The 25,502-nt window shown below is 61.9% G+C and carries 25 protein-coding genes; 13 read left to right on the top strand and 12 right to left on the bottom strand.

Translation table 11 applies throughout. The features are described 5' to 3' along the window. Positions 1 to 58 precede the first annotated feature (58 nt). The 4 genes from trmB to M2394_RS08990 form a co-directional block, all read right to left on the bottom strand. Positions 59 to 784, bottom strand: coding sequence for a tRNA (guanosine(46)-N7)-methyltransferase TrmB (trmB, locus tag M2394_RS08975; protein WP_178920035.1), 726 nt, complete (start codon positions 782 to 784; stop codon positions 59 to 61). A gap of 9 nt (positions 785 to 793) precedes the next feature. After that, complete coding sequence (locus M2394_RS08980; protein WP_105521099.1) at positions 794 to 1,588, bottom strand: thiazole synthase; 795 nt, start codon at positions 1,586 to 1,588, stop codon at positions 794 to 796. Between the two features lie 52 nt (positions 1,589 to 1,640). Beyond that, positions 1,641 to 1,841 (bottom strand): sulfur carrier protein ThiS, encoded by a 201-nt coding sequence (thiS, locus tag M2394_RS08985; RefSeq protein ID WP_025859525.1) that lies wholly within the window; start codon positions 1,839 to 1,841, stop codon positions 1,641 to 1,643. A 71-nt stretch (positions 1,842 to 1,912) separates the two neighbouring features. Then, positions 1,913 to 2,290, bottom strand: coding sequence for a DUF423 domain-containing protein (locus M2394_RS08990; protein WP_178920034.1), 378 nt, complete (start codon positions 2,288 to 2,290; stop codon positions 1,913 to 1,915). 74 nt (positions 2,291 to 2,364) lie between these two features. Between M2394_RS08990 and mtgA the strand changes: the two genes are divergently transcribed. Then, positions 2,365 to 3,087: a monofunctional biosynthetic peptidoglycan transglycosylase gene (mtgA, locus tag M2394_RS08995; RefSeq protein WP_176996775.1), complete on the top strand. Its 723-nt coding sequence runs from the start codon at positions 2,365 to 2,367 to the stop codon at positions 3,085 to 3,087. A gap of 183 nt (positions 3,088 to 3,270) precedes the next feature. Here mtgA and rpoH read toward each other — a convergent pair whose 3' ends face one another. The 4 genes from rpoH to ftsY form a co-directional block, all read right to left on the bottom strand. Beyond that, positions 3,271 to 4,125: an RNA polymerase sigma factor RpoH gene (gene rpoH, locus M2394_RS09000; RefSeq protein ID WP_016972967.1), complete on the bottom strand. Its 855-nt coding sequence runs from the start codon at positions 4,123 to 4,125 to the stop codon at positions 3,271 to 3,273. A 129-nt stretch (positions 4,126 to 4,254) separates the two neighbouring features. Then, entirely contained in the window at positions 4,255 to 5,280 is a 1,026-nt protein-coding gene (ftsX, locus tag M2394_RS09005; protein WP_259172209.1) for a permease-like cell division protein FtsX, read from the bottom strand. Further along, the gene (gene ftsE, locus M2394_RS09010) at positions 5,277 to 5,948 is read right to left on the bottom strand and encodes a cell division ATP-binding protein FtsE (RefSeq protein ID WP_003234627.1); all 672 of its coding nucleotides are present in this window, start codon (positions 5,946 to 5,948) and stop codon (positions 5,277 to 5,279) included. The genes ftsX and ftsE overlap by 4 nt, the downstream gene beginning before the upstream one ends. Further along, a complete protein-coding gene (ftsY, locus tag M2394_RS09015; protein WP_259172211.1) occupies positions 5,945 to 7,306 on the bottom strand; it encodes a signal recognition particle-docking protein FtsY in 1,362 nt (453 codons plus the stop codon). The genes ftsE and ftsY overlap by 4 nt, the downstream gene beginning before the upstream one ends. 232 nt (positions 7,307 to 7,538) lie before the next feature. On the opposite strand from ftsY, the gene M2394_RS09020 reads away from it, so the two are divergent. From M2394_RS09020 to M2394_RS09035, 4 genes are all read left to right on the top strand, one after another. Continuing rightward, on the top strand, positions 7,539 to 8,894 hold the full coding sequence (locus M2394_RS09020; RefSeq protein ID WP_259172212.1) for a pitrilysin family protein: 1,356 nt from the start codon (positions 7,539 to 7,541) through the stop codon (positions 8,892 to 8,894). Further along, positions 8,887 to 10,377: a pitrilysin family protein gene (locus M2394_RS09025; RefSeq protein ID WP_259172214.1), complete on the top strand. Its 1,491-nt coding sequence runs from the start codon at positions 8,887 to 8,889 to the stop codon at positions 10,375 to 10,377. Before M2394_RS09020 ends, M2394_RS09025 begins: the two co-directional genes overlap by 8 nt. After that, the gene (rsmD, locus tag M2394_RS09030; RefSeq protein WP_178920029.1) at positions 10,377 to 10,982 is read left to right on the top strand and encodes a 16S rRNA (guanine(966)-N(2))-methyltransferase RsmD; all 606 of its coding nucleotides are present in this window, start codon (positions 10,377 to 10,379) and stop codon (positions 10,980 to 10,982) included. Before M2394_RS09025 ends, rsmD begins: the two co-directional genes overlap by 1 nt. Positions 10,983 to 11,142: 160 nt before the next feature. After that, entirely contained in the window at positions 11,143 to 12,138 is a 996-nt protein-coding gene (locus M2394_RS09035; protein WP_259172218.1) for a hydrolase, read from the top strand. 120 nt (positions 12,139 to 12,258) lie between these two features. On the opposite strand, the gene M2394_RS09040 is transcribed toward M2394_RS09035, so the two are convergent. Together M2394_RS09040 and M2394_RS09045 are read right to left on the bottom strand one after the other, a co-directional pair. Beyond that, positions 12,259 to 13,113, bottom strand: a complete 855-nt coding sequence (locus M2394_RS09040) for a sulfurtransferase (RefSeq protein ID WP_259172219.1) — start codon at positions 13,111 to 13,113, stop codon at positions 12,259 to 12,261. 33 nt (positions 13,114 to 13,146) lie between these two features. Beyond that, positions 13,147 to 13,818, bottom strand: a complete 672-nt coding sequence (locus tag M2394_RS09045) for a TetR/AcrR family transcriptional regulator (RefSeq protein ID WP_178920026.1) — start codon at positions 13,816 to 13,818, stop codon at positions 13,147 to 13,149. A 146-nt stretch (positions 13,819 to 13,964) separates the two neighbouring features. Here M2394_RS09045 and M2394_RS09050 point away from each other — a divergent pair, with 146 nt between their 5' ends. The 5 genes from M2394_RS09050 to M2394_RS09070 all read left to right on the top strand — a co-directional run bounded on the left by M2394_RS09050 (position 13,965) and on the right by M2394_RS09070 (position 18,730). Continuing rightward, the gene (locus M2394_RS09050) at positions 13,965 to 15,392 is read left to right on the top strand and encodes a coniferyl aldehyde dehydrogenase (RefSeq protein WP_178920025.1); all 1,428 of its coding nucleotides are present in this window, start codon (positions 13,965 to 13,967) and stop codon (positions 15,390 to 15,392) included. 28 nt (positions 15,393 to 15,420) lie between these two features. Beyond that, positions 15,421 to 15,966 (top strand): twin-arginine translocation pathway signal protein, encoded by a 546-nt coding sequence (locus M2394_RS09055; protein WP_259172221.1) that lies wholly within the window; start codon positions 15,421 to 15,423, stop codon positions 15,964 to 15,966. A 118-nt stretch (positions 15,967 to 16,084) separates the two neighbouring features. After that, positions 16,085 to 17,680: a GMC family oxidoreductase gene (locus M2394_RS09060; RefSeq protein WP_259172223.1), complete on the top strand. Its 1,596-nt coding sequence runs from the start codon at positions 16,085 to 16,087 to the stop codon at positions 17,678 to 17,680. 103 nt (positions 17,681 to 17,783) lie between these two features. Beyond that, positions 17,784 to 18,263, top strand: coding sequence for a pantetheine-phosphate adenylyltransferase (gene coaD, locus M2394_RS09065; protein ID WP_003176711.1), 480 nt, complete (start codon positions 17,784 to 17,786; stop codon positions 18,261 to 18,263). Between the two features lie 215 nt (positions 18,264 to 18,478). Further along, entirely contained in the window at positions 18,479 to 18,730 is a 252-nt protein-coding gene (locus tag M2394_RS09070) for a YfhL family 4Fe-4S dicluster ferredoxin (RefSeq protein WP_017139475.1), read from the top strand. A gap of 132 nt (positions 18,731 to 18,862) precedes the next feature. Here the strand turns inward: M2394_RS09070 and mutM are convergent, their stop codons facing one another. Together mutM and M2394_RS09080 are read right to left on the bottom strand one after the other, a co-directional pair. Next, positions 18,863 to 19,675, bottom strand: a complete 813-nt coding sequence (gene mutM / locus M2394_RS09075; protein ID WP_178920022.1) for a bifunctional DNA-formamidopyrimidine glycosylase/DNA-(apurinic or apyrimidinic site) lyase — start codon at positions 19,673 to 19,675, stop codon at positions 18,863 to 18,865. Between the two features lie 21 nt (positions 19,676 to 19,696). After that, positions 19,697 to 20,509 carry an HDOD domain-containing protein gene (locus M2394_RS09080; RefSeq protein WP_178920099.1) on the bottom strand — a complete coding sequence of 271 codons (813 nt, stop codon included), beginning with the start codon at positions 20,507 to 20,509 and terminating at the stop codon, positions 19,697 to 19,699. Positions 20,510 to 20,788: 279 nt separating this feature from the next. Here M2394_RS09080 and M2394_RS09085 point away from each other — a divergent pair, with 279 nt between their 5' ends. From M2394_RS09085 to ilvD, 3 genes are all read left to right on the top strand, one after another. After that, entirely contained in the window at positions 20,789 to 21,985 is a 1,197-nt protein-coding gene (locus tag M2394_RS09085; protein ID WP_003195152.1) for a class I SAM-dependent rRNA methyltransferase, read from the top strand. Between the two features lie 213 nt (positions 21,986 to 22,198). Continuing rightward, on the top strand, positions 22,199 to 23,386 hold the full coding sequence (locus M2394_RS09090; protein ID WP_259172242.1) for a Bcr/CflA family efflux MFS transporter: 1,188 nt from the start codon (positions 22,199 to 22,201) through the stop codon (positions 23,384 to 23,386). A gap of 237 nt (positions 23,387 to 23,623) precedes the next feature. Next, on the top strand, positions 23,624 to 25,465 hold the full coding sequence (ilvD, locus tag M2394_RS09095; protein ID WP_259172244.1) for a dihydroxy-acid dehydratase: 1,842 nt from the start codon (positions 23,624 to 23,626) through the stop codon (positions 25,463 to 25,465). Positions 25,466 to 25,502: the final 37 nt, after the last annotated feature.

Consider the following 25,502-nt stretch of genomic DNA (forward strand, 5'->3'; position numbering starts at 1 on the left):
GTAGAAACGAAAACGGCGGTGAAGCAAACCTGCTTCACCGCCGCTGATGCGTAGCCGTTTAAGCCAGCTTCTCGAACTTCAAATCCCACACACCATGCCCGAGTCGCTCACCACGACGTTCGAACTTGGTGATCGGGCGCTCCGCCGGGCGCGGCACGCATTTGCCGTCTTCGGCGATGTTGCGATAGCCAGGGGCGACGTTCATCACTTCCAACATGTATTCGGCATACGGTTCCCAGTCGGTGGCCATGTGCAGGATGCCGCCCACTTTCAGCTTGCTGCGCACCAGTTCCGCGAAGGAGGCCTGGACGATGCGGCGCTTGTGGTGACGGGCCTTGTGCCATGGGTCTGGGAAGAACAGCATCAGGCGGTCGAGGCTGTTGTCGGCGATGCAGCGGTTGAGCACTTCGATCGCGTCGCAGTCATACACCCGCAGGTTGGTCAGGCCTTGGGTCAGCACGCCATTGAGCAGCGCGCCGACACCCGGGCGGTGAACTTCCACACCGATGAAATCCTGTTCCGGCGAGGCGGCGGCCATTTCCAGCAGGGAGTGGCCCATGCCAAAGCCGATTTCCAGGGAACGCGGCGCCGAACGGCCGAACACCTGGTCGTAGTCCACCGGCGCATCCGCCAATGGCAGCACGAACAGCGGCGTACCTTGCTCCAGGCCCTTTTGCTGGCCTTCGGTCATGCGACCGGCGCGCATCACAAAACTCTTGATGCGGCGGTGCTTGGACTCGTCGCCTTCTTCCACGGTGTTCGGCGTTTCGTTTGATTCAGTCATCAATGGCTCTTACTTGATCAGACCATCCAGCGGCGAAGAGGCGCTGGCGTAGAGTTTTTTCGGCATGCGACCGGCGAGGTACGCCAGGCGGCCTGCGACGATTGCGTGTTGCATGGCTTGGGCCATCATGACCGGTTGCTGGGCATGGGCGATGGCCGAGTTCATCAGCACCGCGTCGCAGCCCAGCTCCATGGCGATGGTCGCGTCGGAGGCCGTGCCTACGCCCGCGTCTACCAGCACCGGGATCTTGGCTTCTTCGAGGATGATCTGCAGGTTGTACGGGTTGCAGATACCCAGGCCGGAACCGATCAGGCCGGCCAGCGGCATCACCGCGATACAGCCGATTTCCGCCAATTGGCGGGCGATGATCGGGTCATCGCTGGTGTAGACCATCACGTCGAAGCCTTCCTTGACCAAGGTTTCGGCGGCCTTGAGGGTTTCGATCACGTTGGGGAACAGGGTTTTCTGGTCGGCCAGCACTTCCAGCTTCACCAGGTTGTGGCCGTCGAGCAGCTCACGGGCCAGGCGGCAGGTACGCACGGCTTCGATGGCGTCATAGCAGCCGGCAGTGTTCGGCAGGAAGGTGTAGCGATCTGGCGACAGCACTTCGAGCAGGTTCGGCTCGCCTTCGATCTGGCCCAGGTTGGTGCGGCGCACGGCGAAGGTGACGATCTCGGCGCCGGAGGCCTCGATGGCCAGGCGGGTTTCTTCCATGTCGCGGTACTTGCCGGTGCCGACCAGCAAACGGGACTGGTAGGTACGACCGGCCAGGACGAAGGGCTTGTCGCTACGAACGATGCTCATGGGAAATCCTCGAAATGGGGTGAGGTTCTGCAGAATTCAGAAAGCTGCGCGACTAACCGCCGCCGATGGCGTGGACCACTTCGACCTGATCACCGTCGGTGAGCGCGGTCTCGGCGTGCTGGCTACGCGGGACGATATCCAGGTTGAGTTCCACTGCGACGCGACGCCCGGTCAGGTCCAGACGGGTCAGCAGGGCCGCAACGGTTTCACCGTCGGGCAGTTCAAAGGATTCGCCGTTCAACTGAATGCGCATGCCACGGGCCGCCATCGTTTTTAGGGGCCCGCATTCTAGCCCGATTGGGGTTGCTGGCCCAAGTCCCTTGGTCAGGCCGCTTGCAGGCGCCACGCCGCCAAGCCGAGGAAGAACCAGCCCAGCAGGAACGCCAAGCCACCAAACGGCGTGATGATCCCCAGCTTGCTGAAACCTGTCAGCGTCAGCACATACAGGCTACCGGAGAACAGCAGGATGCCGACGGTAAACGAGATACCCGCCCAGCTGACCAATCGGCCAGGAATATGCGCCGCCAGCAACGCCACACCGAACAATGCCAAGGTGTGTATCAGTTGATAGGTCACGCCGGTATGGAAGATCGCCAGGTACTCGGCGCTCAGGCGGTTTTTCAGGCCGTGGGCGGCGAAGGCGCCAAGGGCGACACCGGTGAAGCCGAAAAAGGCAGCCAACATCAGAAAGCCACGCAACATGAGGAACTCCAGTCAGACGCAAAGGGCCGGGTCTGTATAATGGCCCGCTCAACGGGTTCGGCCAAGCCATCTCTATGCTGCGTCTCCTCTTCAAACGTTTTCTCAAAGTCGTGAAATGGTTTGCCATCGGCAGTGTGCTGCTGGTGCTGCTGTTCCGTGTCGTCCCGCCGCCCGGCACTGCGCTGATGGTGGAGCGCAAGGTGGAGTCCTGGGTCGACGGCGAGCCGATTGACCTGCAGCGCACCTGGGTGCCGTGGGACGAGATCTCCGACGACCTCAAAGTGGCGGTGATGGCCGGTGAAGACCAGCGCTTCCCGCAGCACTGGGGTTTCGACTTTGGCGCGATCCAGGCGGCGATCCTGCACAACGAGCGCGGTGGCTCGATCCGTGGCGCCAGTACCTTGAGCCAGCAAGTGTCGAAAAACCTGTTCCTGTGGGCCGGTCGCAGTTATCTGCGCAAGGGCCTGGAGGCGTGGTTTACCGGGCTGATCGAGGTGTTGTGGCCCAAGCAGCGGATTCTTGAGGTGTACCTCAACAGCGTGGAATGGGATGAAGGGGTGTTTGGCGCAGAAGCGGCCGCCCGGCATCACTTTGGGGTGAGTGCCAAGGCGCTTTCGCGGCAGCAGGCCAGTTATCTGGCGGCGGTGTTGCCTAATCCGAGGGTGTGGAGTGCCAGCCATCCGACGGCGTATGTGGCAAGGCGGGCGGCGTGGATTCGGCAGCAGATGAGCCAGTTGGGTGGGGACGGCTATTTGGTCGAGCTGAACAATTCCCGAAAAGCGCCCTGGTCTGACTGACACACTGCCCCCCCTGTGGGAGCTGGCTTGCCTGCGATAGCGGTGTATCACCTTGCCCATAAGTTGGCTGACAGGGCCCCGTCGCAGGCAAGCCAGCTCCCACAGAGACCGCGTAGATTCTGAAGACAAACAAAAATGCCCCGATCTTTCGATCAGGGCATTTTTTTGTTTTATCGCTGCGTGTTAGGCGGCGATCGACAATTTAAGCTTGTTCATCGCGCTCTTCTCAAGCTGACGAATCCGCTCGGCCGACACGTTGTACTTCTGCGCCAGGTCGTGCAGCGTGGCTTTGTCTTCTGCCAGCCAACGCTGGTAGAGGATGTCACGGCTGCGGTCGTCCAGCACTTCCAGCGCTTCGTGCAGGTTGTGGTTGGAGTTGTCGCTCCAGTCCGCATCCTCCAGCTGACGCGCCGGGTCGTACCGGTGGTCTTCCAGATAGTTGGCCGGCGATTGGAAGGCGCTGTCGTCGTCTGCTTCAGCAGCAGGGTCGAAGGCCATGTCATGGCCGGTCAGGCGACTTTCCATCTCGCGCACTTCACGCGGTTCCACACCGAGGCTTTCGGCCACGCGGTGGACTTCCTCGTTGTTCAGCCACGCCAGGCGCTTCTTCTGGCTGCGCAGGTTGAAGAACAGCTTGCGCTGGGCCTTGGTGGTCGCGACTTTCACAATGCGCCAGTTGCGCAGGATGAACTCGTGGATTTCCGCCTTGATCCAGTGCACGGCGAACGACACCAGGCGCACACCCATTTCAGGGTTGAAGCGTTTCACAGCCTTCATCAGGCCGACGTTGCCTTCCTGGATCAGGTCAGCCTGGGCCAGGCCGTAGCCGCTGTAGCTACGGGCGATATGTACGACAAAACGCAGGTGGGCGAGCACCATCTGCCGAGCCGCCCCCAAATCCTGCTCATAGTAGAGACTCTCGGCCAGTTCACGCTCCTGCTCGGGCGTCAGCAATGGAATGCTGTTGACCGTGTGCACATAGGCTTCCAGGTTCGCACCCGGGACCAAGGCATAAGCAGGTTGCAAAGAAGTGGTCATACGAAAAAACCTCCGACTCACATAACTCGTGCAGTGAAGCACTGCGAAAATTGACCGGGAACCGTAGGACAAGTTCCCTAAACCACCAATACGGTCAATACAAACGAAACCACATTAATCTGACATTAACTACTTCGGTGCCAACTCACGTAAGTGACGGGCGACCGCAATCCAAGCACCGATATACCCCAACAAGACCGCGCCAAGCAAGAGACTCAGACCATCGGCTACCGGCACGCCCGCCAGGGCGAAATCACTGCCGTACAAGCCAGCCAGCCCGATCACCGCGTCGTTCAGCCAGTCAAGGCCAAACGCCAGCACTCCCCAGGACAAAATCCCGGCACCAAAGCCATAAAGCGCGCCCATGTACAGAAAAGGACGACGCACATAGCTGTCTGTGCCGCCGACCAGTTTAATCACTTCTATCTCGGTGCGACGGTTTTCAATATGAAGACGAATGGTATTACCTATCACCAAAAGTAATGCAGACACCAACAACACCGTCAGGCCGAACACAAAGCGGTCGCCCAGCTTGAGAATCGCCGCCAGGCGCTCCACCCAGACTAGATCAAGCTGCGCCTGCTGTACCTTGGGCATCTCTGCGAGTTTTTGTCGCAGGGCTTCCAGCGCGGGCTTATCCACTTCATTTGGCGTGACCAGCACCACGCCCGGCAGCGGGTTCTGCGGCAGCTCTTTCAGCGCTTCGCCCAGGCCGGACTGTTGCTGGAACTCTTCCAGGGCCTGGTCGCGGCTGATGTACTCGGCGTCTGCCACACCCGACAGATTTTTGATGTCGTCGCGCAGGGCCTCGCCCTCTTTGGCGCTGGCATCGATATTCAGGTACAGGGAAATCTGCGCGGCGCGCTGCCAGGAACCGCCCAGGCGCTCCACATTATTAAGCAGCAACGACAAACCCATTGGCAGGCTCAAGGCCACAGCCATCACCAGGCAGGTAAAGAAGCTGCCGATCGGTTGCTTGCCCAGACGACGCAGGCTGTCCAGCAGGCTGGCGCGATGGCTTTCGATCCAGGCGCGCAGCAGCGTGCCGAAGTCCGGGCCGTCGTCATCGTCGTGTTTTTTCTTTTTCTGCGGTTGCGGGTCGGCGGCTTTGGGCGCCACGCGCTCGGAAACCTTGGGGCTACGGGTCGCACTCATACGCCAGCCTCCCCGTCACCGATCAAGCGGCCGCGTTGCAGGGTCAGCATGCGATGGCGCATGCGGGCGATCAGCGCCAGGTCGTGGCTGGCGATCAGCACGCTGGTGCCCAGGCGGTTGATGTCTTCGAACACGCCCATGATCTCGGCCGCCAGGCGCGGGTCGAGGTTACCGGTGGGTTCGTCCGCCAGCAGCAGGGCTGGGCGATGAACGATAGCACGGGCGATGCCGACGCGTTGTTGCTGGCCGGTGGACAGGTCGCCCGGGTAGAGATCGGTCTTGTCCGACAGCGCCACACGCTCCAGGGCCGAATCCACGCGCTTGACGATCTCGGCCTTGGACAGCCCGAGAATCTGCAGCGGCAGCGCCACGTTATTGAACACGGTGCGATCGAACAGCAATTGGTGGTTCTGGAACACCACGCCGATCTGGCGGCGCAGGAACGGAATCTGCGCATTGCTGATGGTGGCCAGGTCCTGACCAGCTAGCAGCAGCTTGCCGGTGGTCGGGCGCTCCATGGCCAGCAGCAGGCGCAGCAATGTACTTTTGCCGGCACCGGAGTGGCCGGTTACAAACAGAAACTCGCCGCGACGCACTCGAAAGCTCAGCTCATGCAAGCCCACATGCCCGTTGGCATAGCGTTTACCGACCTGTTCGAATCGAATCATGAACGCTCCCGCTCGGCAAAGAGTGCCTGTACAAAGGGTTCGGCTTCAAAGGTGCGCAGGTCGTCGATGCCTTCACCGACGCCGATATAACGAATCGGTAACCCGAACTGTTTGGCCAGGGCGAAAATCACGCCGCCCTTGGCCGTGCCGTCGAGCTTAGTCAATGCCAGGCCGGTCAGTTGCACCGTCTGGTTGAATTGCTTGGCCTGGCTGATGGCGTTCTGGCCAGTGCCGGCGTCAAGTACCAGCAACACTTCGTGGGGAGCGTCTGCGTCGAGCTTGCCGATCACGCGGCGCACCTTCTTCAACTCTTCCATCAAATTGTCTTTGGTGTGCAGGCGGCCTGCGGTGTCGGCGATCAGCACATCGATGTTACGGGCCTTGGCGGCCTGCACGGCATCGAAGATCACCGAAGCAGAATCGGCGCCAGTGTGCTGGGCAATCACCGGGATCTTGTTGCGGTCACCCCAGACTTGCAGCTGCTCTACGGCGGCGGCACGGAAGGTGTCACCGGCCGCCAGCATGACTTTCTTGCCCTCGGACTGCAGCTTCTTGGCCAGCTTGCCGATCGTGGTGGTCTTGCCCGCACCGTTCACGCCCACGACGAGGATCACGAACGGCTTGTTCGGCTTGATCACCAGCGGTGCTTCCACGGGCTTGAGCATCGCGGCCAGCTCGGCCTGCAAGGACTTGTAGAGGGCGTCGGCGTCGGTCAACTGCTTGCGCGCGACCTTCTGGGTCAGGCTCTGGATGATCACGGCGGTGGCTTCGACACCCACGTCGGCGGTGAGCAGGCGGGTCTCGATGTCTTCGAGCAGCTCGTCATCAATGACTTTCTTGCCCAGGAACAGGCTGGCCATGCCTTCGCCGATGCTGGCGCTGGTCTTGCTCAGGCCTTGCTTGAGGCGGGCAAAGAAGCCGGTTTTGCTGGTTTCGGGCGCTGCAACGACAGGTTCCGGTTCGACGACGGCTGGCGCAGCCGCTTCGACGACGACGGCAACCGGCTCGACCACCGCGGGAATCGGCGGCGTGATGTGTTCGGCCTGCACGTCTACTACCAGGGCCACCGGTTCTTCAGCGACCGGCAGTTCCAGCCACGGCTTGGGCTCTGGCTCTGGTTCTGGCTCCGGTGCAGCTTCAACCACGGGCTGCAACACCGGTTCAGCCATCGGCAGTACCACTGGCGCCGGGGTTTCTACGGCCGGTTGGGCTTCTACGATTGGCTCAGGGGTAGGTTCAGGCTGAACCTGCGGCTGTTCGTCGACGGTTTCCTGCGGCTTTTTGCGCAGCCATCCGAACAGGCCTTTTTTCTCGCCAGCCGCAGCTGGGGTCTTCTTGTCGTCGTTGGAACCAAACATGGAGACGGCTATCTCAAGGTAGCGACGCGCCAGCAGGCGCGTCGGTAAATAAAATTCGATGCGTAACAGACTGTTTTTTAGCCAGCTCGTTCATGCGCAACATTTTGTAAGGCCTAAATAGAGCCTTAACGGGACAGCCGCAGTGGCCGTCACTCAGTCGGATCAGTATCCTAGCACCTCCTCGCCCGCCGACGCTAAGACCAAGCGGGCAGCCCAACAGGTTTAAAAACGAATGAATGCTCTAGCCCGCCATGCCGCAGGCCTGCTGTTCAGCACAGTTTGTCTGCCTCTCTCAGCCTTGGCTGCCGACCCACAACCCACCCACGAATTCACCCTGGATAACGGCCTCAAGGTGGTCGTGCGCGAAGACCATCGCGCGCCGGTGGTGGTTTCCCAGGTCTGGTACAAAGTCGGTTCGAGCTACGAAACTCCGGGCCAGACCGGTTTGTCCCACGCCCTGGAGCACATGATGTTCAAGGGCAGCGCCAAGATCGGCCCTGGCGAAGCCTCGCTGATCCTGCGCGACCTGGGCGCCGAAGAAAACGCCTTTACCAGCGACGACTACACCGCCTACTACCAGGTACTGGCCCGTGACCGCCTGGGTGTCGCCTTCGAACTGGAAGCCGACCGCATGGCCAGCCTGCGCCTGCCGGCCGACGAGTTCAGCCGCGAGATCGAGGTGATCAAGGAAGAACGCCGCCTGCGCACCGACGACAACCCCATGTCCAAGGCTTACGAGCGCTTCAAGGCCATGGCGTACCCGGCCAGTGGCTATCACACGCCGACCATCGGTTGGATGGCTGACCTGGAACGCATGAAGGTCGAAGAACTGCGCCACTGGTACCAATCCTGGTACGTGCCGAACAATGCCACCCTGGTGGTCGTGGGCGATGTCACCCCGGATGAGGTCAAGAAACTGGCCCAGCGCTACTTCGGCCCGATCCCCAAGCGCGACGTGCCACCGGCCAAGGTCCCGCTGGAGCTGGCTGAACCCGGCGAGCGCCTGCTGACCATGCACGTGCAGACCCAACTGCCGAGCGTCATCCTCGGCTTTAATGTGCCCGGACTGGCCACCGCCGAGGACAAACGTTCGGTGCAAGCCTTGCGCCTGCTCTCGGCCCTGTTGGATGGCGGCTACAGCGCACGCATTTCGGAACAACTGGAGCGTGGTGAAGAGCTGGTCTCGGCCGCGTCCACCAGCTACGACGCCTACACCCGTGGCGACAGTCTGTTCACCTTGACCGCCACGCCGAACCAGCAGAAGAACAAGACCATCGCCCAAGCCGAAGCCGGCCTGTGGCGCCTGCTGGATGAATTGAAAGCCAAACCGCCGACCACCGAAGAACTGGAGCGCATCCGCGCCCAGGTCATTGCCGGCGTGGTTTACCAGCGCGATTCCATCACCAGCCAGGCCACGGCCATCGGCTCCCTTGAAACCGTCGGCCTGTCCTGGAAACTCATGGACACCGAACTGGCTGACCTGCAAAGCGTGACCCCGGAAGACATCCAGAAAGCTGCGCGCACCTATTTCACCCGCGAACGCCTCAGCGTCGCCCATGTCCTGCCTGAGGAGACCGCTCATGAGTGATCGCAAAAGCAGCCGCTTGATCTTCCCCGGCCTGATCGTGGTCACCCTGATCGCGGCGAGCGCCGTGTATTTCCTGCGCCCGAGCGAATCCGTGGCCAGCCCGGCGCTGGAAAAAGCCCAATCGGCCAACAAACTGCAATCCCTGGCAGAGCTGGACGGCAAGGCGCCGACCAACCGCAAGCTCGACGTGCAGACCTGGACCACCGCCGAGGGCGCCAAGGTGCTGTTCGTCGAGGCCCACGAACTGCCGATGTTCGACATGCGCATCCTGTTCGCGGCCGGCAGCAGCCAGGACGGCAACGTCCCGGGCCTGGCGCTGATGACCAACGCCATGCTCAACGAAGGTGTGCCGGGCAAGGATGTGAGCCAGATCGCCAGTGGCTTTGAGGGCCTGGGTGCCGATTTTGGCAATGGCGCCTACCGCGACATGGCACTGGTGTCCCTGCGCAGCCTGAGCGACAGCGACAAGCGCGAGGCCGCGCTGGCGCTGTTTGACCAGGTGATCGGCAAACCGACGTTCCCGGCCGACTCCCTGGCGCGGATCAAGAACCAGATCCTGGCGGGTTTCGAGTACCAGAAACAGAACCCTGGCAAGCTGGCGAGCCTGGAGCTGTTCAAGCGCCTGTATGGCGACCACCCTTACGCTCACCCGAGCGAAGGCACGCCCCAGAGCGTTCCCGCCATTAGCCTGGCGCAGTTGCAGGCGTTCCACGCCAAGGCCTATGCCGCCGGCAACGCCGTGATCGCCGTGGTTGGCGACCTCACCCGCGCCGAAGCCGAAGCCATGACCGCCAAGGTCTCCGCCTCGCTGCCCAAAGGCCCGGCCCTGGCGAAGATTGCCCAGCCTGCCGAGCCCAAGGCCGGCCTGAGCCATATCGAGTTCCCGTCCAAGCAGACTCACCTGCTGTTCGCCCAACTGGGCATCGACCGCGCCGACCCGGATTACGCCGCGTTGTCCCTGGGCAACCAGATCCTCGGTGGCGGCGGCTTCGGCACCCGCTTGATGAGCGAAGTGCGCGAAAAACGCGGCCTGACCTACGGCGTGTACTCCGGCTTCTCGCCGATGCAGGTACGCGGCCCGTTCATGATCCAGCTGCAGACCCGCGCCGAAATGAGCGGCGGCACCCTGCGCCTGGTGGAGGACGTGCTGGCCGACTACCTCAAGAACGGCCCGACCCAGAAGGAACTGGACGACGCCAAACGCGAGCTGGCAGGTAGCTTCCCGCTGTCCACCGCCAGCAATGCCGACATCGTCGGGCAGTTGGGCGCCATGGGTTTCTATAACCTGCCGCTGAGCTATCTTGAGGATTTCATGAAACAATCCCAGGCCCTGACCGTAGAGCAGGTCAAGGCTGCAATGAATAAACACTTGAGCGCCGACAAGATGGTCATCGTGACCGCCGGCCCGACGATTGAGCAAAAGCCACTACCGCCCCCCACTGATAAACCCGCCGAGCAGCCGCTCGGGGTTCCGGAGCATTAATGGCCAGTTCATCTCGCCCGAAAAAACCCGTCCACAACGTGCATAACGGTGTGGGTCAGCTGCGCATCATCGGCGGCGAATGGCGCAGCCGCAAGCTGAGCTTCCCCGACGTGGTGGGCCTGCGCCCCACGCCGGACCGCGTGCGCGAAACCCTGTTCAACTGGCTCGCGCCGTACATTGCGGGCGCCAAAGTGCTGGACCCGTTCGCGGGCAGCGGCGCGCTGTTCCTGGAGGCGCTGTCCCGTGGCGCCGCCCTGGGCCAGGCGCTGGATGCCAGCAACGTGGCGGTTTCCAGCCTCAAGGAACACCTGGGCACCCTGCGCTGCACCACCGGCCAGGTACAAACTGCCGACGCCCTGCGCTACCTGGAAACCCAGCCGGCCAGCGAGTTCGACGTGGTGTTCCTCGACCCGCCGTTCAACCAGAACCTGCTGCCGACCGTGTGCGCGCTGCTGGAAGAACGCCAATGGCTGGCGCCGGATTCGTGGATCTACACTGAAAGCGAGGCGGCGCCTTCGACCCTGGGCTTGCCCGGAACCTGGCGTTTGCACCGCGAGCAGAAGTCCGGCCGCGTCTACTACGCGTTGTGGCAACGCAGCGTATAAATCTGTAATGACGGGCTTGTTGTGGCGAGGGAGCTTGCTCCCGCTGGGCTGCGAAGCGGCCCCTAAACCTGCAATCGTGTTCTGACTGACCAAGCGCGGCGTTTTAAATGGGGCTGCTACGCGCCCAGCGCGAGCAAGCTCGCTCGCCACAGAGAGTTTCATGACAGCCTCTTTCGACCTGTTCAAACCCGCCTTTGGCCTCGGCAACCCTCACCTGCAAACCTTGTGGGGACCGTTGTGGCGCCCCACCACCCACATTGAACGCCTGCGCGAACGCCTGTGGCTGGACGACGGCGACTTCCTTGACCTCGACTGGCACGGCCCCCACGACGCGCAAGCGCCGTTGGTGCTGGTGTTGCACGGTCTGACCGGCTCGTCCAATTCGCCCTACGTGGCCGGGCTGCAAAAAGCCTTGGCCACTCAAGGCTGGGCCAGTGCCGCGTTGAACTGGCGCGGTTGCTCGGGTGAGCCCAACCTGTTGGCGCGCAGCTATCACTCGGGCGCCAGCGAAGACCTGGCCGCTGCGATTGCCCATCTGCGCGCCAACCGGCCATTGGCGCCGTTGTATGCCGTCGGCTATTCCCTGGGCGGCAACGTGCTGCTCAAGCATCTGGGGGAGACGGGCGAAGCGTCCGGGTTGCAAGGCGCGGCGGCGGTGTCGGTGCCGTTTCGCCTGGACCAGTGCGCCGATCGCATCGGGCTGGGCTTTTCGCGGGTGTACCAGAAGCACTTCATGCGCGAAATGCTGGCGTACATCCGCGTCAAGCAGAGCCGCTTTCAGCAGGATGGCCGGGCGGACGGGCTCAAGACCCTGGAAGACCTTGGCTCACTGGAGAAGATGCGCACGTTCTGGGATTTCGATGGCCGGGTCACCGCGCCGCTGCACGGTTTCCTGAGTGCCGAGGACTATTACCGCCGCGCGTCAAGCCGTTATTACCTGGGGGCGATTCGTACGCCGACGCTGATTATCCAGGCAGCAGATGACCCGTTCGTGTTTGCCCACAGCTTGCCCGAGGCGAGCGAATTGTCGGCGTGCACCGAGTTTGAGCTGCTGGCCAAGGGTGGGCATGTGGGGTTTGTCGACGGTTCGCTCAAACGCCCCGGCTATTACCTGGAACGCCGTATTCCTGCCTGGCTACTGACGCAACACGGTTAAAACATGTGGGAGCTGGCTTGCCTGCGATAGCGGTGTGCCAGCCAATAATAAGATTGCTGACACGCCGTCATCGCAGGCAAGCCAGCTCCCACAGTTGATCGGGTTTACACCTCCGTCGATTTAGTCACCCGTAGCAATTTCACGCTGCGGGTCGGTAATCCACTCGCTCCATGACCCCGCATACAACTTGCCCAACGGGTAACCCGCCAGGCTCAGGGCGAACAGGTTGTGACAGGCCGTGACGCCCGATCCGCAATAGGCCACCAGCTCATCCGGCGAGCGCTCCTGCAGTTGCGCAGCAAAGCGCCGCTTGAGTTGTTCAGCCGGCAGGAAACGCCCATCGCTGCCCAGGTTTTCAGTGAACGCCGCACACTGCGCGCCCGGAATATGCCCGGCGACTGGGTCGATCGGTTCCACATCACCACGAAACCGCGCCTGGGCACGGGCATCGATCAGGGTCAGGCCCGGTTGGCCCAGGCGCTTTTGCAGGTGTTCGGCATCCAGCACCAGGCGAGAATCAGGCGTGCCGGCAAATGTACCGGGCTCGACCACCGGCGCATCCAGGCTCAGGGGAAACCCTGCGCTGTGCCAGGCCTTGAGGCCACCGTCCAGCACAAACACGCCCTCGCGCTTGCCCAGCCAGGCCAGCAACCACCAGGCGCGGGCGGCATAGGCGCCGGGGCCGTCGTCATACAGCACGATGTCGGTATCGGCGCTGATGCCCCAGGCCCGCAACTGACGCACCAGGGCATCGGCCCCCGGCAGCGGGTGACGACCGGTCACCCCCTTGGTCACCGGGCCACTCAGGTGGCGCTCCAAGTCAGCATACTGCGCGCCGTCGATATGCCCTTCGGCATAGCTGCACAGCCCGTAGTCCGGGTCTTCCAGGGCAAAGCGGCAGTCGAGGATCACCAATCCGCCGGCCTTCTGGCGCTCGGCCAGTTGCTGGGGGCTGATCAATTGGGCAAGCGGCATGACGGACTCCTGTGAACAGATTCGGGAAAGGTCCTACTTCACTTCTTCCAGTGCCTGGTTCAACGGCACGTAAAACTCTTTGAACAGCGCATCCACCGCCTCTTTCGCCTGGGGCGTGACGAAACCTGCTTCCAATACCAGCACCTGATACACCCCGCGCTTGATCGCCTCAGCGCTCAACTGGGTGGAATTTTCGTTGGTGGTGCACAAGAAACGCACCCAGGAGGTGAGGATGATCCAGGCATTGAGGGTCAAGGCCTCGGTTTGCACCGGGTCCATATTGAGGATGCCCGCGTCGACAAACCCTTGATAGATAGCACCGCCTTGGGTCAGGCAGCGCTGGGAAAAACGCCGGTAGCCGGTGGCCAGTTCCGGGTCGCTCTCCAGCAGGTGTTCGAGATCACGGTGCAGGAAACGGTAGCGCCACATGCCGGCCAATACGGCTTGCAGGTAGAAACGCTTGTCTTCGACGGTGACGGCACGGCCCTGGGGCGGGCGCAGGAAACTGTCCACCAAGGCTTCGTATTCACGAAACAGCACGGCGATGATCGCCTGCTTGTTGGGGAAGTGGTAGTACAGGTTGCCCGGGGAAATTTCCATATGGGCGGCGATGTGGTTGGTGCTGACACTGCGCTCGCCCTGCTGGTTAAAAAGCTCCAGGCTGGTTTGCACAATGCGCTCGCTGGTCTTTACTCGTGGTGCCATAGGGAATCAGCTTCTGTACACGTGAAGGGGCATCTTACGGCCTATCCTTGCCAGGATAAATCCACATGTTGCTGCAATGTTATTTGACAATTTAGAGCAATTACTCTAATAAATGAACCATTCAAATAACAATCGGGAACTGTGCCATGTCTGCCAACGTTGCCTACCTGCAAGATTCCCAGGCGCTGGATCAACTCCAGGACCTGTTCGACGCCCAACGTCGTGCCTACGCGGCCAACCCGATGCCGCCCGCCGCGCAACGCCAGCAATGGCTCAAGGCCCTGCGCGACCTGCTCAGTGACGAGCGCCAGGCACTGATCAACGCGATCAGCCAGGACTTCAGCCATCGCAGCGCCGACGAGACCCTGTTCGCCGAGCTGATGCCGAGCCTGCATGGCATTCACTACGCCAGCAAACACCTCAAGCGCTGGATGAAACCTTCCCGCCGCGCCGTGGGCATTGCCTTTCAACCGGCGTCAGCCAAAGTCATTTATCAGCCACTGGGGGTGGTTGGGGTGATCGTGCCCTGGAACTACCCGCTGTACCTGGCCATCGGGCCGCTGGTGGGCGCGTTGGCCGCCGGCAACCGGGTGATGCTCAAGCTCAGTGAATCCACCCCCGCCACCGGCGAATTGCTCAAGGCTTTATTGGCGAAAATATTCCCCGAGGACCTGGTGTGCGTGGTGCTGGGTGAAGCCGAGGTCGGCATGGCGTTCTCCAAGCTGCCCTTCGATCACCTGCTGTTCACCGGCGCTACCAGCATCGGCAAACACGTGATGCGCGCTGCCGCCGAACACCTGACCCCGGTCACTCTGGAGCTGGGCGGCAAATCCCCTGCCATCGTGTCCGCCGATGTACCGCTAAAAGATGCCGCCGAACGTATTGCCTTCGGCAAAGCCCTGAACGCCGGGCAAACCTGTGTGGCCCCCGACTACGTGCTGGTTCCAGAGGATCGGGTAGACGGCTTCGTCGAGGCCTACACCCAGGCCATTCGCGGGTTTTATCCGACGCTGGCTGACAACCCGGACTACACCGCCATCATCAACGAACGGCAACTGGCTCGGCTCAATGCCTACGTCAAGGACGCCACCGACAAGGGCGCGACCCTCATCCCTCTTTATGACCAAGGCCAGGCCCGGCGCATGGCTCACAGCCTGCTACTGAATGTCAGCGACGAGATGACGGTGATGCAGGATGAAATCTTCGGTCCGGTGCTACCGATCGTGCCGTATCGCGGCCTCGACCAGGCATTTGCCTACATCAATGGGCGCCCTCGCCCACTGGCCCTGTATTACTTCGGCTACAACAAAGCCGAGCAAAACCGCGTGCTCCACGAAACCCACTCCGGCGGCGTGTGCCTGAACGACACCCTGCTGCATGTGGCCCAGGACGACATGCCGTTTGGCGGCATCGGCCCTTCCGGCATGGGCCATTACCACGGCCATGAGGGCTTCCTCACGTTCAGCAAGGCCAAGGGTGTGCTGGTGAAACAGCGCTTGAACGCGGCGAAGCTGATCTACCCGCCGTATGGCAAATCGATCCAGAAGTTGATCCAGAAACTGTTCGTGCGCTGAAACCACCACCTTCGGGATAACAATAACAATGAACCCAAGCCTGACTGAAACCCCCGCGCTGTCGCGGCGCGGCGTCCTGAAAATCGGCCTGTGCGCCAGCGCCTTCCTGGCCACGGCCGGGCTGGGTGCCAGCCTCAGCGGCTGCTCCAGCAGCACCCCGGCCAGCGGCTTTGCCATGTTGCGCAGCAGTGACCTGCCGTTCCTGCGGGCGGTCATTCCGGTGCTGCTGGAAGGTGCCGCCAGCGCCGAGCAAGTGCTCGCTGGTATCGAAGACACCCTGAAAAAGCTTGATTACAGCCTGCAGCACCTGTCGCCGGAGATGTTCAAGCTCACCCAGCAACTGTTCGACGTGCTGGGCATGAGCATCACCCGTGGCCCGCTGACCGGCATCTGGGGCAGCTGGGAAAACGCCAGTGCCGAACAGATCCGCAATTTCCTGCATCGCTGGGAAAACAGCTACCTGAACCTGCTGCGCATGGGCCAGGGCTCGTTGCTCAAGCTGGTGATCATGGCCTGGTATTTCCGACCGGCGTCCTGGGCCCATTGCGGCTACCCCGGCCCGCCGAAGATCTGACACCCCCCGTAGGAGCCGGCTTACCCGCGATAGCGGTGCGCCTGACGCACCGCATCGACCGGATCGCCGGCAAGCCGGCTCCTACAAAGGTTCACTACAACAATAAGAGTGCATGTTTATGCCCGTACCCGATCTGTTCCGCGAGGGCCTGGCCCGTGGCTGGAAAACCCACAATGGCGCCGCCCTTGAAAGCGACCTGACCTTGGAAGCCGACGTGGCCATCATCGGCAGCGGCGCCGGTGGCGGCACCACCGCCGAGATCCTCAGCGCTGCCGGCTACAAAGTGTTGCTGATCGAAGAAGGCCCGCTCAAGACCAGCAGCGACTTCAAGCTGCTTGAGGACGAGGCCTACGCCAGCCTGTACCAGGAAGGCATTGGCCGCATGAGCAAGGATGGCGCGATCACCATCCTGCAAGGCCGGGCCGTCGGCGGCACCACCTTGATCAACTGGACCTCGAGCTTTCGCACCCCGGACGCCACCCTCGCCCACTGGGCCAGTGAATACGCGGTCAAGGGCCACAGCAGCGCCGAGATGGCGCCCTGGTTCGAAAAAATGGAGCAGCGCCTGGGCATTGCGCCCTGGGCCATCCCGCCGAACGCCAACAATGATGTGATCCGCAAAGGCTGCGAACAGCTCGGCTACAGCTGGCACGTGATCCCGCGCAATGTGCGCGGCTGCTTCAACCTGGGTTACTGCGGCATGGGCTGTCCGGTCAACGCCAAGCAATCGATGTTGGTGACCACCATCCCATCCACCCTGGAAAAAGGCGGTGAGCTGCTGTACCTGGCCCGGGCCGAACGCCTCAAGTACAGCGGCGACAGCATCAGCAGCCTGGAATGCGTTGCCATGGATGAGCGCTGCGTGGCGCCCACCGGGCGCAAGATCACGGTGAAGGCCAGGCATTACGTGCTGTCCGGTGGCGGTATCAACAGCCCGGCATTGCTGATGCGCTCGGACGCCCCCGACCCGCATTCGCGGCTCGGCAAGCGCACCTTCCTGCACCTGGTGAATTTCTCTGCGGGGCTGTTCGACGAGGTGATCAACCCGTTCTACGGCGCGCCACAGTCCATTTACTCCGACCATTTCCAATGGCAGGACGGCACCACCGGCAAAATGTCCTACAAGCTGGAAGCTCCACCCTTACATCCAGGATTGGCCAGCACCTTGTTCGGCGGCTACGGCGGGCAGAATGCCCTGGAAATGAGCCAACTGCCCCACACCCACGCGATGCTGGCGCTGCTGCGCGACGGCTTCCACCCTGACAGCCAGGGCGGCACGGTGGATTTGCGCGGCGACGGCACGCCCGTGCTCGACTATCAGGTCTCGCCCTACGCCTGGGACGGCCTGCGCCGGGCTTTCCACAGCATGGCCGAGATCCAGTTCGCGGCCGGTGCCAAGTCGGTCAAACCGTTGCACCACGACGCGCGTTACGTGACGACCTTGGCCGAGGCACGCAGTGTGATTGACGGGTTGAACCTTGAATTGCACCGCACAACCCTGGGCAGTGCTCACGTGATGGGCGGCTGTGCGATGGGCGAAGACCCTAAAAATGCCGTGGCCGACAGCCTGGGTCGGCATCACCAACTGCGCAACCTGTCGATCCATGACGGCTCGCTGTTCCCTACCAGCATTGGGGCCAACCCCCAATTGTCGGTGTATGGATTGACCGCCCAACTGGCGACAGCATTGGCCGAACGTCTGAAAACGGCGTGAAAAAACACGGTCTATCGGGCTTTCTTCTACATAAGTTGACTTGGCCGACCGGGATGGCTGCGATACCATCCGGTTCCCCAACGGACTCCGCCAGGACGACGCGATGAACCGAGTGTTGTACCCAGGTACCTTCGACCCGATTACCAAAGGCCATGGCGATCTGGTCGAACGTGCCTCTCGCCTGTTCGACCATGTGATCATCGCGGTCGCGGCCAGCCCCAAGAAAAACCCGCTGTTTCCCCTGGAACAGCGCGTGGAGCTGGCGCGTGAGGTCACCAAGCACCTGCCCAACGTGGAAGTGGTGGGCTTTTCCACCTTGCTGGCGCATTTCGCCAAAGAGCAGAACGCCAATGTGTTCCTGCGTGGCCTGCGTGCAGTGTCGGACTTCGAATACGAATTCCAGCTGGCCAACATGAACCGCCAACTGGCGCCGGACGTGGAAAGCCTGTTCCTCACGCCGTCGGAACGTTATTCGTTCATTTCCTCGACGTTGGTCCGTGAAATCGCGGCGTTGGGCGGTGATATCACCAAGTTCGTCCACCCCGCCGTGGCCGACGCGCTGACCCTGCGCTTCAAGAAGTAAGGCTCTCTGTGGCGAGGGAGCTTGCTCCCGCTGGGGCGCGAAGCGGCCCCGCTCTGCTTGAAAAGATTGGGACTGCTGCGCAGTCCAGCGGGAGCAAGCTCCCTCGCCACAGGTAGTAGTGCTTGCCACAGGCTCGCACTGCGGGCGCCAATGCGGCACAATTGCGCGCATTAGTTTTTCAGATGCCTTGGCTGACGGCCCAGGCAGGAGTTTCCATGTCCCTGATCATCACCGACGATTGCATCAATTGCGACGTCTGCGAACCCGAGTGCCCGAACGCTGCGATTTCCCAAGGCGAAGAGATCTACGTGATCGACCCGAACCTGTGCACCCAGTGTGTCGGCCACTACGACGAACCTCAGTGCCAGCAGGTGTGCCCGGTGGATTGCATTCCATTGGATGAAGCCCATCCGGAGACGGAAGAGCAGTTGATGGCCAAGTATCGGTTGATTACCGGTAAGGCGTGAGGCTCAACAGCGCCTGCCAGGGCCTCTTCGCGAGCAAGCCCGCTCCCACATTCGACCGCATTCTCATGTTGGAACCCGGTTAACTGTGGGAGCGGGCTTGCTCGCGAAGGCGGCTTCAGCCATCACACCGAATCAGCGCTGACACTTAGGGCAAAACACACTCGCCCGCTGCCCCAGCACCACATTGCGCAGTTCCGTCCCGCACACCTTGCACGCCTCGCCGCCTCGGCCATAGACGAACAGTTCCTGCTGGAAATACCCCGGCTGCCCGTCACCACCGATAAAATCGCGTAACGTCGTGCCGCCGCGCTCGATAGCAGCCGCCAGCACGCGTTTGATCTCGATGGCCAGCTTCAAATACCGCGCCCGCGAAATGCCGCCCGCCTCACGACGTGGATCAATGCCCGCCGCGAACAGCGCTTCCGTCGCATAGATATTGCCCACACCCACCACCACCGCGTTGTCCATGATGAACGGCTTCACCGCCATCGAACGCCCACGGGACAGCTGGAACAGGCGATCACCGTCAAACAGGTCGGTCAACGGCTCCGGCCCCAGGCGAATCAGCAGCTCATGGTTGTGCGGGTCCTGGCTCCACAGCATCGCGCCAAAACGCCGAGGGTCGGTGTAGCGCAGGGCCAGGCCCGACTCCAGTTCGATGTCCACATGCTCATGCTTGGCCGCCGGCATCCCCACTTCCACCAGCCGCAGGTTGCCCGACATGCCCAAGTGGCTGATCAAAGTGCCCACTTCGGCGTTGATCAGCAGGTACTTGGCCCGTCGCTCCACCAGCACGATGCGCTGCCCAGACAGGCGCACATCGAGGTCTTCCGGGATCGGCCAGCGCAACCGGCGCTCACGCACCACCACGCGGCTGACCCGCTGGCCTTCCAGGTGCGGTGCGATGCCGCGCCGGGTGGTTTCGACTTCTGGTAACTCGGGCATGCGTACCTCGTGAAGAACGGTTTAGTGGGCGCCCAGCTCGCGGATCGACAGCTTCATGCTTTCGAAGTCGTAGTCCGACAGCCCCACGTAGTCGAGCACCAGGTGGCCGATGGCATTCCATTCATGGTCCACCGACTGGTTGCCCAGCACGCGGTAGGACGAGCCGATGTGCTCGGCCATCTTGAGGATCGCCAGCAGGTTTTTCAGTTGGGAGTTGCGCGAGGACTCATCGCTGAAGATCGCCAGGGCGTTGTGGTGGTTGGCGATGGCGTCGGTCACATGCTGGGGCAGGCGCCAGGATTTGGCGGTGTAGTAGCCGACCACGGCGTGGTTGGTGTTGAACGCGTTGTTCTCGGTGTCGACCACGCGGCAATCCGGGCCGGCGTTGGCGTAGGCCTCTTCCAGCACGGTCATGTAATTGGGGAAGCGCTTGAGCATCAGCGGCACGCCACAATCGTGGAACAGGCCCAGGGCGTAGGCTTCGTCCACCGCCTGGGCGCCGGTGCGCTTGGCCAGGGTGAGGCAGGTCATGGCCACGTCCTGGGCGGTGTCCCAGAAACGGTTGAGGGTGACGATGGTGTCGTCGCTCATCTCGCCCCTGATCGACAGCGCGTTGATCAGGTTGATGATCGAGCGGCTGCCCAGCAGGTTCACCGCACGCTGGATCGAGGCGATCTTGTTGCTCAGGCCGAAATACGACGAGTTGACGATTTTCAGCAGTGCGCCGGACAAGCCTGGGTCCTGGGAGATCAACCGTGCAATCACTTCCAGGTCCGGATCGGGCATGTACTGCTCCATCTGCAAATCCACCATGATTTGCGGTTGGGGCGGCACGCTGATGCCTTGCAGGGCCTGTTGGATCTGTTCGGCGGAAAGCTCTTGGGACATAAGTACTTACTCTGGGCTAGGCGGGGATTCTAACCTCTATGGGAACCTGACTGACACCTCAATAACCTGAATGCAAACCCAATCAAATGTGGGAGCTGGCTTGCCTGCGATGGCCTCACCGCCGTACGTCAGATACACCGCGCCGTCCGCATCGCAGGCAAGCCAGCGACCACATGAGTCGCGCCGCAACAGGTATACTCCCGCTCTTTTTTCCGGAGCGACGTCATGTCCCTGCCAAGCCTGCGTCTCAAAGCCAACGCCGATCGTCGTTTGCGCAACGGCCACCTGTGGGTCTACAGCAACGAAATCGACGTGGCCGCCACCCCACTCCACGGCTTCCAGGCAGGCGACCAGGCTATCCTGGAAGCGGCCGGCGGCAAGACCCTGGGCATCGTGGCCATGAGTCCGAACAACCTGATCTGCGCCCGCCTGCTGTCGCGCGACATCAAGTTGCCTTTGGACAAGTCGCTGCTGGTGCACCGCCTGAACGTCGCCCTGTCGCTGCGTGACCGCCTGTTCGACAAGCCGTTCTACCGCCTGGTGTACGGCGATTCCGACCTGTTGCCAGGCCTGGTGGTCGACCGTTTCGGCGACATCCTGGTGGTGCAGATCGCCTCGGCGACCATGGAAGCGCATAAAGAAGACGTGATCGCTGCACTGACCCAAGTGCTCAAGCCAAGCGGCATCCTGTTCAAGAACGACTCCGCCGCGCGCGACGCCGAAGGCCTCAACCGCTACGTCGAGACCGTGTTTGGCCTGGTGCCGGAGTGGGTGGCGCTGGAAGAAAACGGCGTGAAATTCGAAGCCCCGGTGATCCAGGGCCAGAAGACCGGGTGGTTCTACGACCACCGCATGAACCGCGCACGCCTGGCCCCGTATGCCAAAGGCAAGCGCGTACTCGACCTGTACAGCTACATCGGCGGTTGGGGCGTGCAGGCTGCGGCCTTCGGCGCCAGCGAAGTGTTCTGCGTCGACGCCTCCGCCTTCGCCCTCGACGGCGTGGAGCGCAATGCCGCGCTGAACGGCTTTGCCGAGAAGATGACCTGCATCGAAGGCGACGTGTTCGAAGCCCTGAAAGAGCTGAAAGCCAGTGAAGAGCGCTTCGACGTGATCGTCGCCGACCCACCGGCCTTCATCAAACGCAAGAAAGACATGAAGAACGGTGAAGGCGCCTACCGCCGCCTGAACGAGCAAGCCATGCGCCTGCTCAGCAAGGACGGCATCCTGGTCAGCGCCTCGTGCTCCATGCACTTGCCGGAAGACGACCTGCAAAACATCCTGCTGACCAGCGCCCGCCACCTGGACCGCAACATCCAGATGCTCGAACGCGGCGGCCAGGGCCCAGACCATCCGGTGCACCCGGCGATTGCCGAGACGCGCTACATCAAGAGCATCACGTGCCGGTTGTTGCCTAACAGCTAAACCCTAGCGCGAATCAAAATGTGGGAGCGGGCTTGCCCGCGAAGGCGTCGTGTCAGTCGAAGCAAATGCTGACTGATTCACCGCCATCGCAGGCAAGCCAGCTCCCACATTGTTTTGCGTTGTGTCATAGCCATTCCCTAAGCCTCTGAGCATTGACTTTCCCCCTCATCAAATCAATTCTGCGTCCTCGCTCAAGGACTGAGTTTTGACCCGATGACCACCCTCGCCACCCCCGCTCGCAAAACCGCCGCCATCTTCCTGCTGATGACGATGACGGTCCTCGGCGTGTTCCCCCTCGATGTAATCCTCCCCTCTTTCCCGTCCATGGCGACACACTTCGGCACGTCGGTGGCCGACATCGCGCTCTCCGTCAGTCTGTTTTCCATCGGTCTTTCCTTGTCGCTGCTGCTGGTCGGCCCACTGTCCGACAACCTGGGGCGTAAACGGCTGCTGATGATCGGCATGACCGTTGCCGTCATAGGCTCAGCAGGCTGCGCGATGGCAGACGACTTCACTACGTTTCTGGTGTTCAGGGTGGTGCAGGCAGTCGGGTGCGGCAGCTTTGTGCTGTCACAGGCGCTGGTTCAGGATCTGTTTGTGGGCAAGGAGCAGGAGCGGCTGCGGATCGCGATTGTCACTGCGGGCGGGATCTGCATTTCAGTCTCGCCCTTGTTCGGCAGTTGGCTGCAAACCTGGCTGGACTGGCGCGGCAGTTTCCAGGTGTTTGGAGTCATTGGCCTGGTATTGGTCTTCAAGGCCTGGTTACTGCTGGAAAGCCCAAGCACCGCGCCATCAGTCCGCATTCCCATTCTGAAAGCCTATCGTCAGGTGTTGTCCGACCGGCGTTTTGTCGGCTACTGGCTGATCTCGGCGCTGGCCTTCACCTGCCACTTCGCCTTTATCGTGGTGTCGCCGATCATCCTGATGGAACAACTGGCCCTCACGCCTTACCAATTCTCCCTGGCGCTGCTGCTCTATGGTGCGGCGTATGTGCTGGGTGGCATGGGCGCGGGCTGGATGAACCGACGAATGGAAGGCCACACTCAAATCGTCACCGGCCTACGGCTGATCGCGTTGGCGGGCGTGCTGATGCTGGTGCTTCATAACGTGTGGGGCCTGAGCGTGATAACGGTGATGCTGCCGATGATCCTGTGCACCGCCGGCACCACCATCACCCGGCCGATAGCCACATCCCGGGCCATGGGGCTGTTTCCACACAGCGCCGGGACGTCAGCATCGGCCGGCAACGTGATCATTTTCGTCAGCGGCGGCTTGATCAGCGGGCTGGTCAGCCAGGCCGGCACGCAGGTCATGACCGTACTGCCAATGACCTTCCTGATCCTGAGCGCAATCGGTATGGGCCTCAATGCCCTGGTGCAAAGGCCGGCGCACGTCTCGTAAGCGCTAACTTCACACTGGCGGCCATTCCCTCCCGCCGCCAGCGGTGTAGAATCGACGCTATTCATCGCCAGTCATCCCCCGGCGGGTTTATGAGCTCGAGGCCCAAGCAAGCGGCGATCCCGCGACGCGAGTGGCAACTTTTGGACACACGGCCATTTTCTGAGTGTTCCAGACGTCAATAGAAGCTCACTCCCCTTTGCACCTGATTAGTAAGTGATTAGCCGCCCGGAGTGCTCCATGCCAGATTACCGCTCGAAAACATCCACCCACGGCCGCAACATGGCCGGCGCGCGCGCACTGTGGCGTGCCACGGGGATGAAAGATGACGACTTCAAAAAGCCGATCATCGCGATTGCCAACTCGTTCACCCAGTTCGTACCGGGCCACGTCCACCTCAAGGACCTGGGCCAACTGGTCGCCCGCGAGATTGAACGCGCCGGCGGTGTAGCGAAAGAATTCAACACCATCGCCGTGGATGACGGCATCGCCATGGGCCATGACGGCATGCTGTATTCCCTGCCGAGCCGCGAGATCATTGCCGACTCCGTGGAATACATGGTCAACGCCCACTGCGCCGACGCCATTGTGTGCATCTCCAACTGCGACAAGATCACCCCCGGCATGCTGATGGCCGCCCTGCGCCTGAACATCCCGGTGATCTTCGTCTCCGGCGGCCCGATGGAAGCCGGCAAGACCAAGCTCGCCTCCCACGGCCTGGACCTGGTCGACGCCATGGTCATCGCCGCCGATTCCAGCGCTTCTGACGAGAAGGTCGCGGAATACGAGCGCAGCGCCTGCCCGACCTGCGGTTCGTGCTCCGGCATGTTCACCGCCAACTCGATGAACTGCCTGGTGGAAGCCCTGGGCCTGGCCTTGCCGGGCAACGGCTCCACCCTGGCCACCCACAGCGACCGTGAGCAGCTGTTCCTGCAGGCCGGCCGCACCATCGTCGAGCTGTGCAAGCGCTACTACGGCGAGAACGATGAGTCGGTGTTGCCGCGCAACATCGCCAACTTCAAGGCGTTCGAAAACGCCATGACCCTGGACATCGCCATGGGCGGTTCCACCAACACCATCCTGCACCTGCTGGCCGCGGCCCAGGAAGCCGAGATCGATTTCGACCTGCGCGACATCGACCGCCTGTCCCGTCACGTGCCGCAACTGTGCAAGGTCGCGCCGAACATCCAGAAGTACCACATGGAAGACGTGCACCGCGCCGGCGGGATCTTCTCGATCCTCGGTTCGCTGGCCCGTGGCGGCCTGCTGCACACCGACCTGCCGACCGTGCACAGCACGTCCATTGCCGAAGGCATCGCCAAATGGGACATCACCCAGACGGACGACGAAGCCGTGCACACCTTTTTCAAGGCAGGCCCGGCCGGCATCCCGACGCAAACCGCGTTCAGCCAGTCGACCCGTTGGGAGACCCTGGACGACGACCGTGAAAACGGCTGCATCCGCAGTGTCGAGCACGCCTACTCCAAAGAAGGCGGCCTGGCCGTGCTGTACGGCAACATCGCCCTGGACGGCTGTGTGGTGAAAACCGCCGGCGTGGATGAGTCCATCCATGTGTTCGAAGGCAACGCCAAGATCTTCGAAAGCCAGGACAGCGCCGTGCGCGGCATCCTCGCCGACGAAGTAAAAGAAGGCGACATCGTGATCATCCGCTACGAAGGCCCCAAAGGCGGCCCGGGTATGCAGGAGATGCTCTACCCGACGTCCTACCTGAAATCCAAGGGCCTGGGCAAAGCCTGCGCCTTGCTCACCGACGGCCGTTTCTCTGGCGGCACTTCGGGCCTGTCCATCGGCCACGCTTCGCCAGAAGCCGCAGCCGGTGGCGCGATTGGCCTGGTGCAGGATGGCGACAAGGTGCTGATCGACATTCCGAACCGTTCGATCAACCTGTTGATCAGTGATGAAGCACTGGCCGCGCGCCGCGTCGAGCAGGACAAGAAAGGCTGGAAGCCAGTGGAGAAGCGTCCGCGTAAAGTCACCACCGCGCTGAAGGCTTACGCCCTGCTGGCCACCAGTGCCGACAAGGGTGCTGTGCGTAACAAGGCGATGCTTGACGGTCTGTAAGCTGCACCCCTAGAAAATGCCCCGCCAGGTGCGGGGC

The sequence above is a fragment of the Pseudomonas sp. BIGb0164 genome (genome assembly GCF_024810135.1).
In the GTDB taxonomy this organism is placed as follows: Bacteria; Pseudomonadota; Gammaproteobacteria; order Pseudomonadales; family Pseudomonadaceae; genus Aquipseudomonas.

Bases quoted from the DNA above. Each gene is read 5' to 3' on its own strand.
- trmB (WP_178920035.1), bottom strand. From the start codon at position 784: ATGACTGAATCAAACGAAACGCCGAACACCGTGGAAGAAGGCGACGAG.
- M2394_RS08980 (WP_105521099.1), bottom strand. From the start codon at position 1,588: ATGAGCATCGTTCGTAGCGACAAGCCCTTCGTCCTGGCCGGTCGTACC.
- thiS (WP_025859525.1), bottom strand. From the start codon at position 1,841: ATGCGCATTCAGTTGAACGGCGAATCCTTTGAACTGCCCGACGGTGAA.
- M2394_RS08990 (WP_178920034.1), bottom strand. From the start codon at position 2,290: ATGTTGCGTGGCTTTCTGATGTTGGCTGCCTTTTTCGGCTTCACCGGT.
- mtgA (WP_176996775.1), top strand. From the start codon at position 2,365: ATGCTGCGTCTCCTCTTCAAACGTTTTCTCAAAGTCGTGAAATGGTTT.
- rpoH (WP_016972967.1), bottom strand. From the start codon at position 4,125: ATGACCACTTCTTTGCAACCTGCTTATGCCTTGGTCCCGGGTGCGAAC.
- ftsX (WP_259172209.1), bottom strand. From the start codon at position 5,280: ATGAGTGCGACCCGTAGCCCCAAGGTTTCCGAGCGCGTGGCGCCCAAA.
- ftsE (WP_003234627.1), bottom strand. From the start codon at position 5,948: ATGATTCGATTCGAACAGGTCGGTAAACGCTATGCCAACGGGCATGTG.
- ftsY (WP_259172211.1), bottom strand. From the start codon at position 7,306: ATGTTTGGTTCCAACGACGACAAGAAGACCCCAGCTGCGGCTGGCGAG.
- M2394_RS09020 (WP_259172212.1), top strand. From the start codon at position 7,539: ATGAATGCTCTAGCCCGCCATGCCGCAGGCCTGCTGTTCAGCACAGTT.
- M2394_RS09025 (WP_259172214.1), top strand. From the start codon at position 8,887: ATGAGTGATCGCAAAAGCAGCCGCTTGATCTTCCCCGGCCTGATCGTG.
- rsmD (WP_178920029.1), top strand. From the start codon at position 10,377: ATGGCCAGTTCATCTCGCCCGAAAAAACCCGTCCACAACGTGCATAAC.
- M2394_RS09035 (WP_259172218.1), top strand. From the start codon at position 11,143: ATGACAGCCTCTTTCGACCTGTTCAAACCCGCCTTTGGCCTCGGCAAC.
- M2394_RS09040 (WP_259172219.1), bottom strand. From the start codon at position 13,113: ATGCCGCTTGCCCAATTGATCAGCCCCCAGCAACTGGCCGAGCGCCAG.
- M2394_RS09045 (WP_178920026.1), bottom strand. From the start codon at position 13,818: ATGGCACCACGAGTAAAGACCAGCGAGCGCATTGTGCAAACCAGCCTG.
- M2394_RS09050 (WP_178920025.1), top strand. From the start codon at position 13,965: ATGTCTGCCAACGTTGCCTACCTGCAAGATTCCCAGGCGCTGGATCAA.
- M2394_RS09055 (WP_259172221.1), top strand. From the start codon at position 15,421: ATGAACCCAAGCCTGACTGAAACCCCCGCGCTGTCGCGGCGCGGCGTC.
- M2394_RS09060 (WP_259172223.1), top strand. From the start codon at position 16,085: ATGCCCGTACCCGATCTGTTCCGCGAGGGCCTGGCCCGTGGCTGGAAA.
- coaD (WP_003176711.1), top strand. From the start codon at position 17,784: ATGAACCGAGTGTTGTACCCAGGTACCTTCGACCCGATTACCAAAGGC.
- M2394_RS09070 (WP_017139475.1), top strand. From the start codon at position 18,479: ATGTCCCTGATCATCACCGACGATTGCATCAATTGCGACGTCTGCGAA.
- mutM (WP_178920022.1), bottom strand. From the start codon at position 19,675: ATGCCCGAGTTACCAGAAGTCGAAACCACCCGGCGCGGCATCGCACCG.
- M2394_RS09085 (WP_003195152.1), top strand. From the start codon at position 20,789: ATGTCCCTGCCAAGCCTGCGTCTCAAAGCCAACGCCGATCGTCGTTTG.
- M2394_RS09090 (WP_259172242.1), top strand. From the start codon at position 22,199: ATGACCACCCTCGCCACCCCCGCTCGCAAAACCGCCGCCATCTTCCTG.
- ilvD (WP_259172244.1), top strand. From the start codon at position 23,624: ATGCCAGATTACCGCTCGAAAACATCCACCCACGGCCGCAACATGGCC.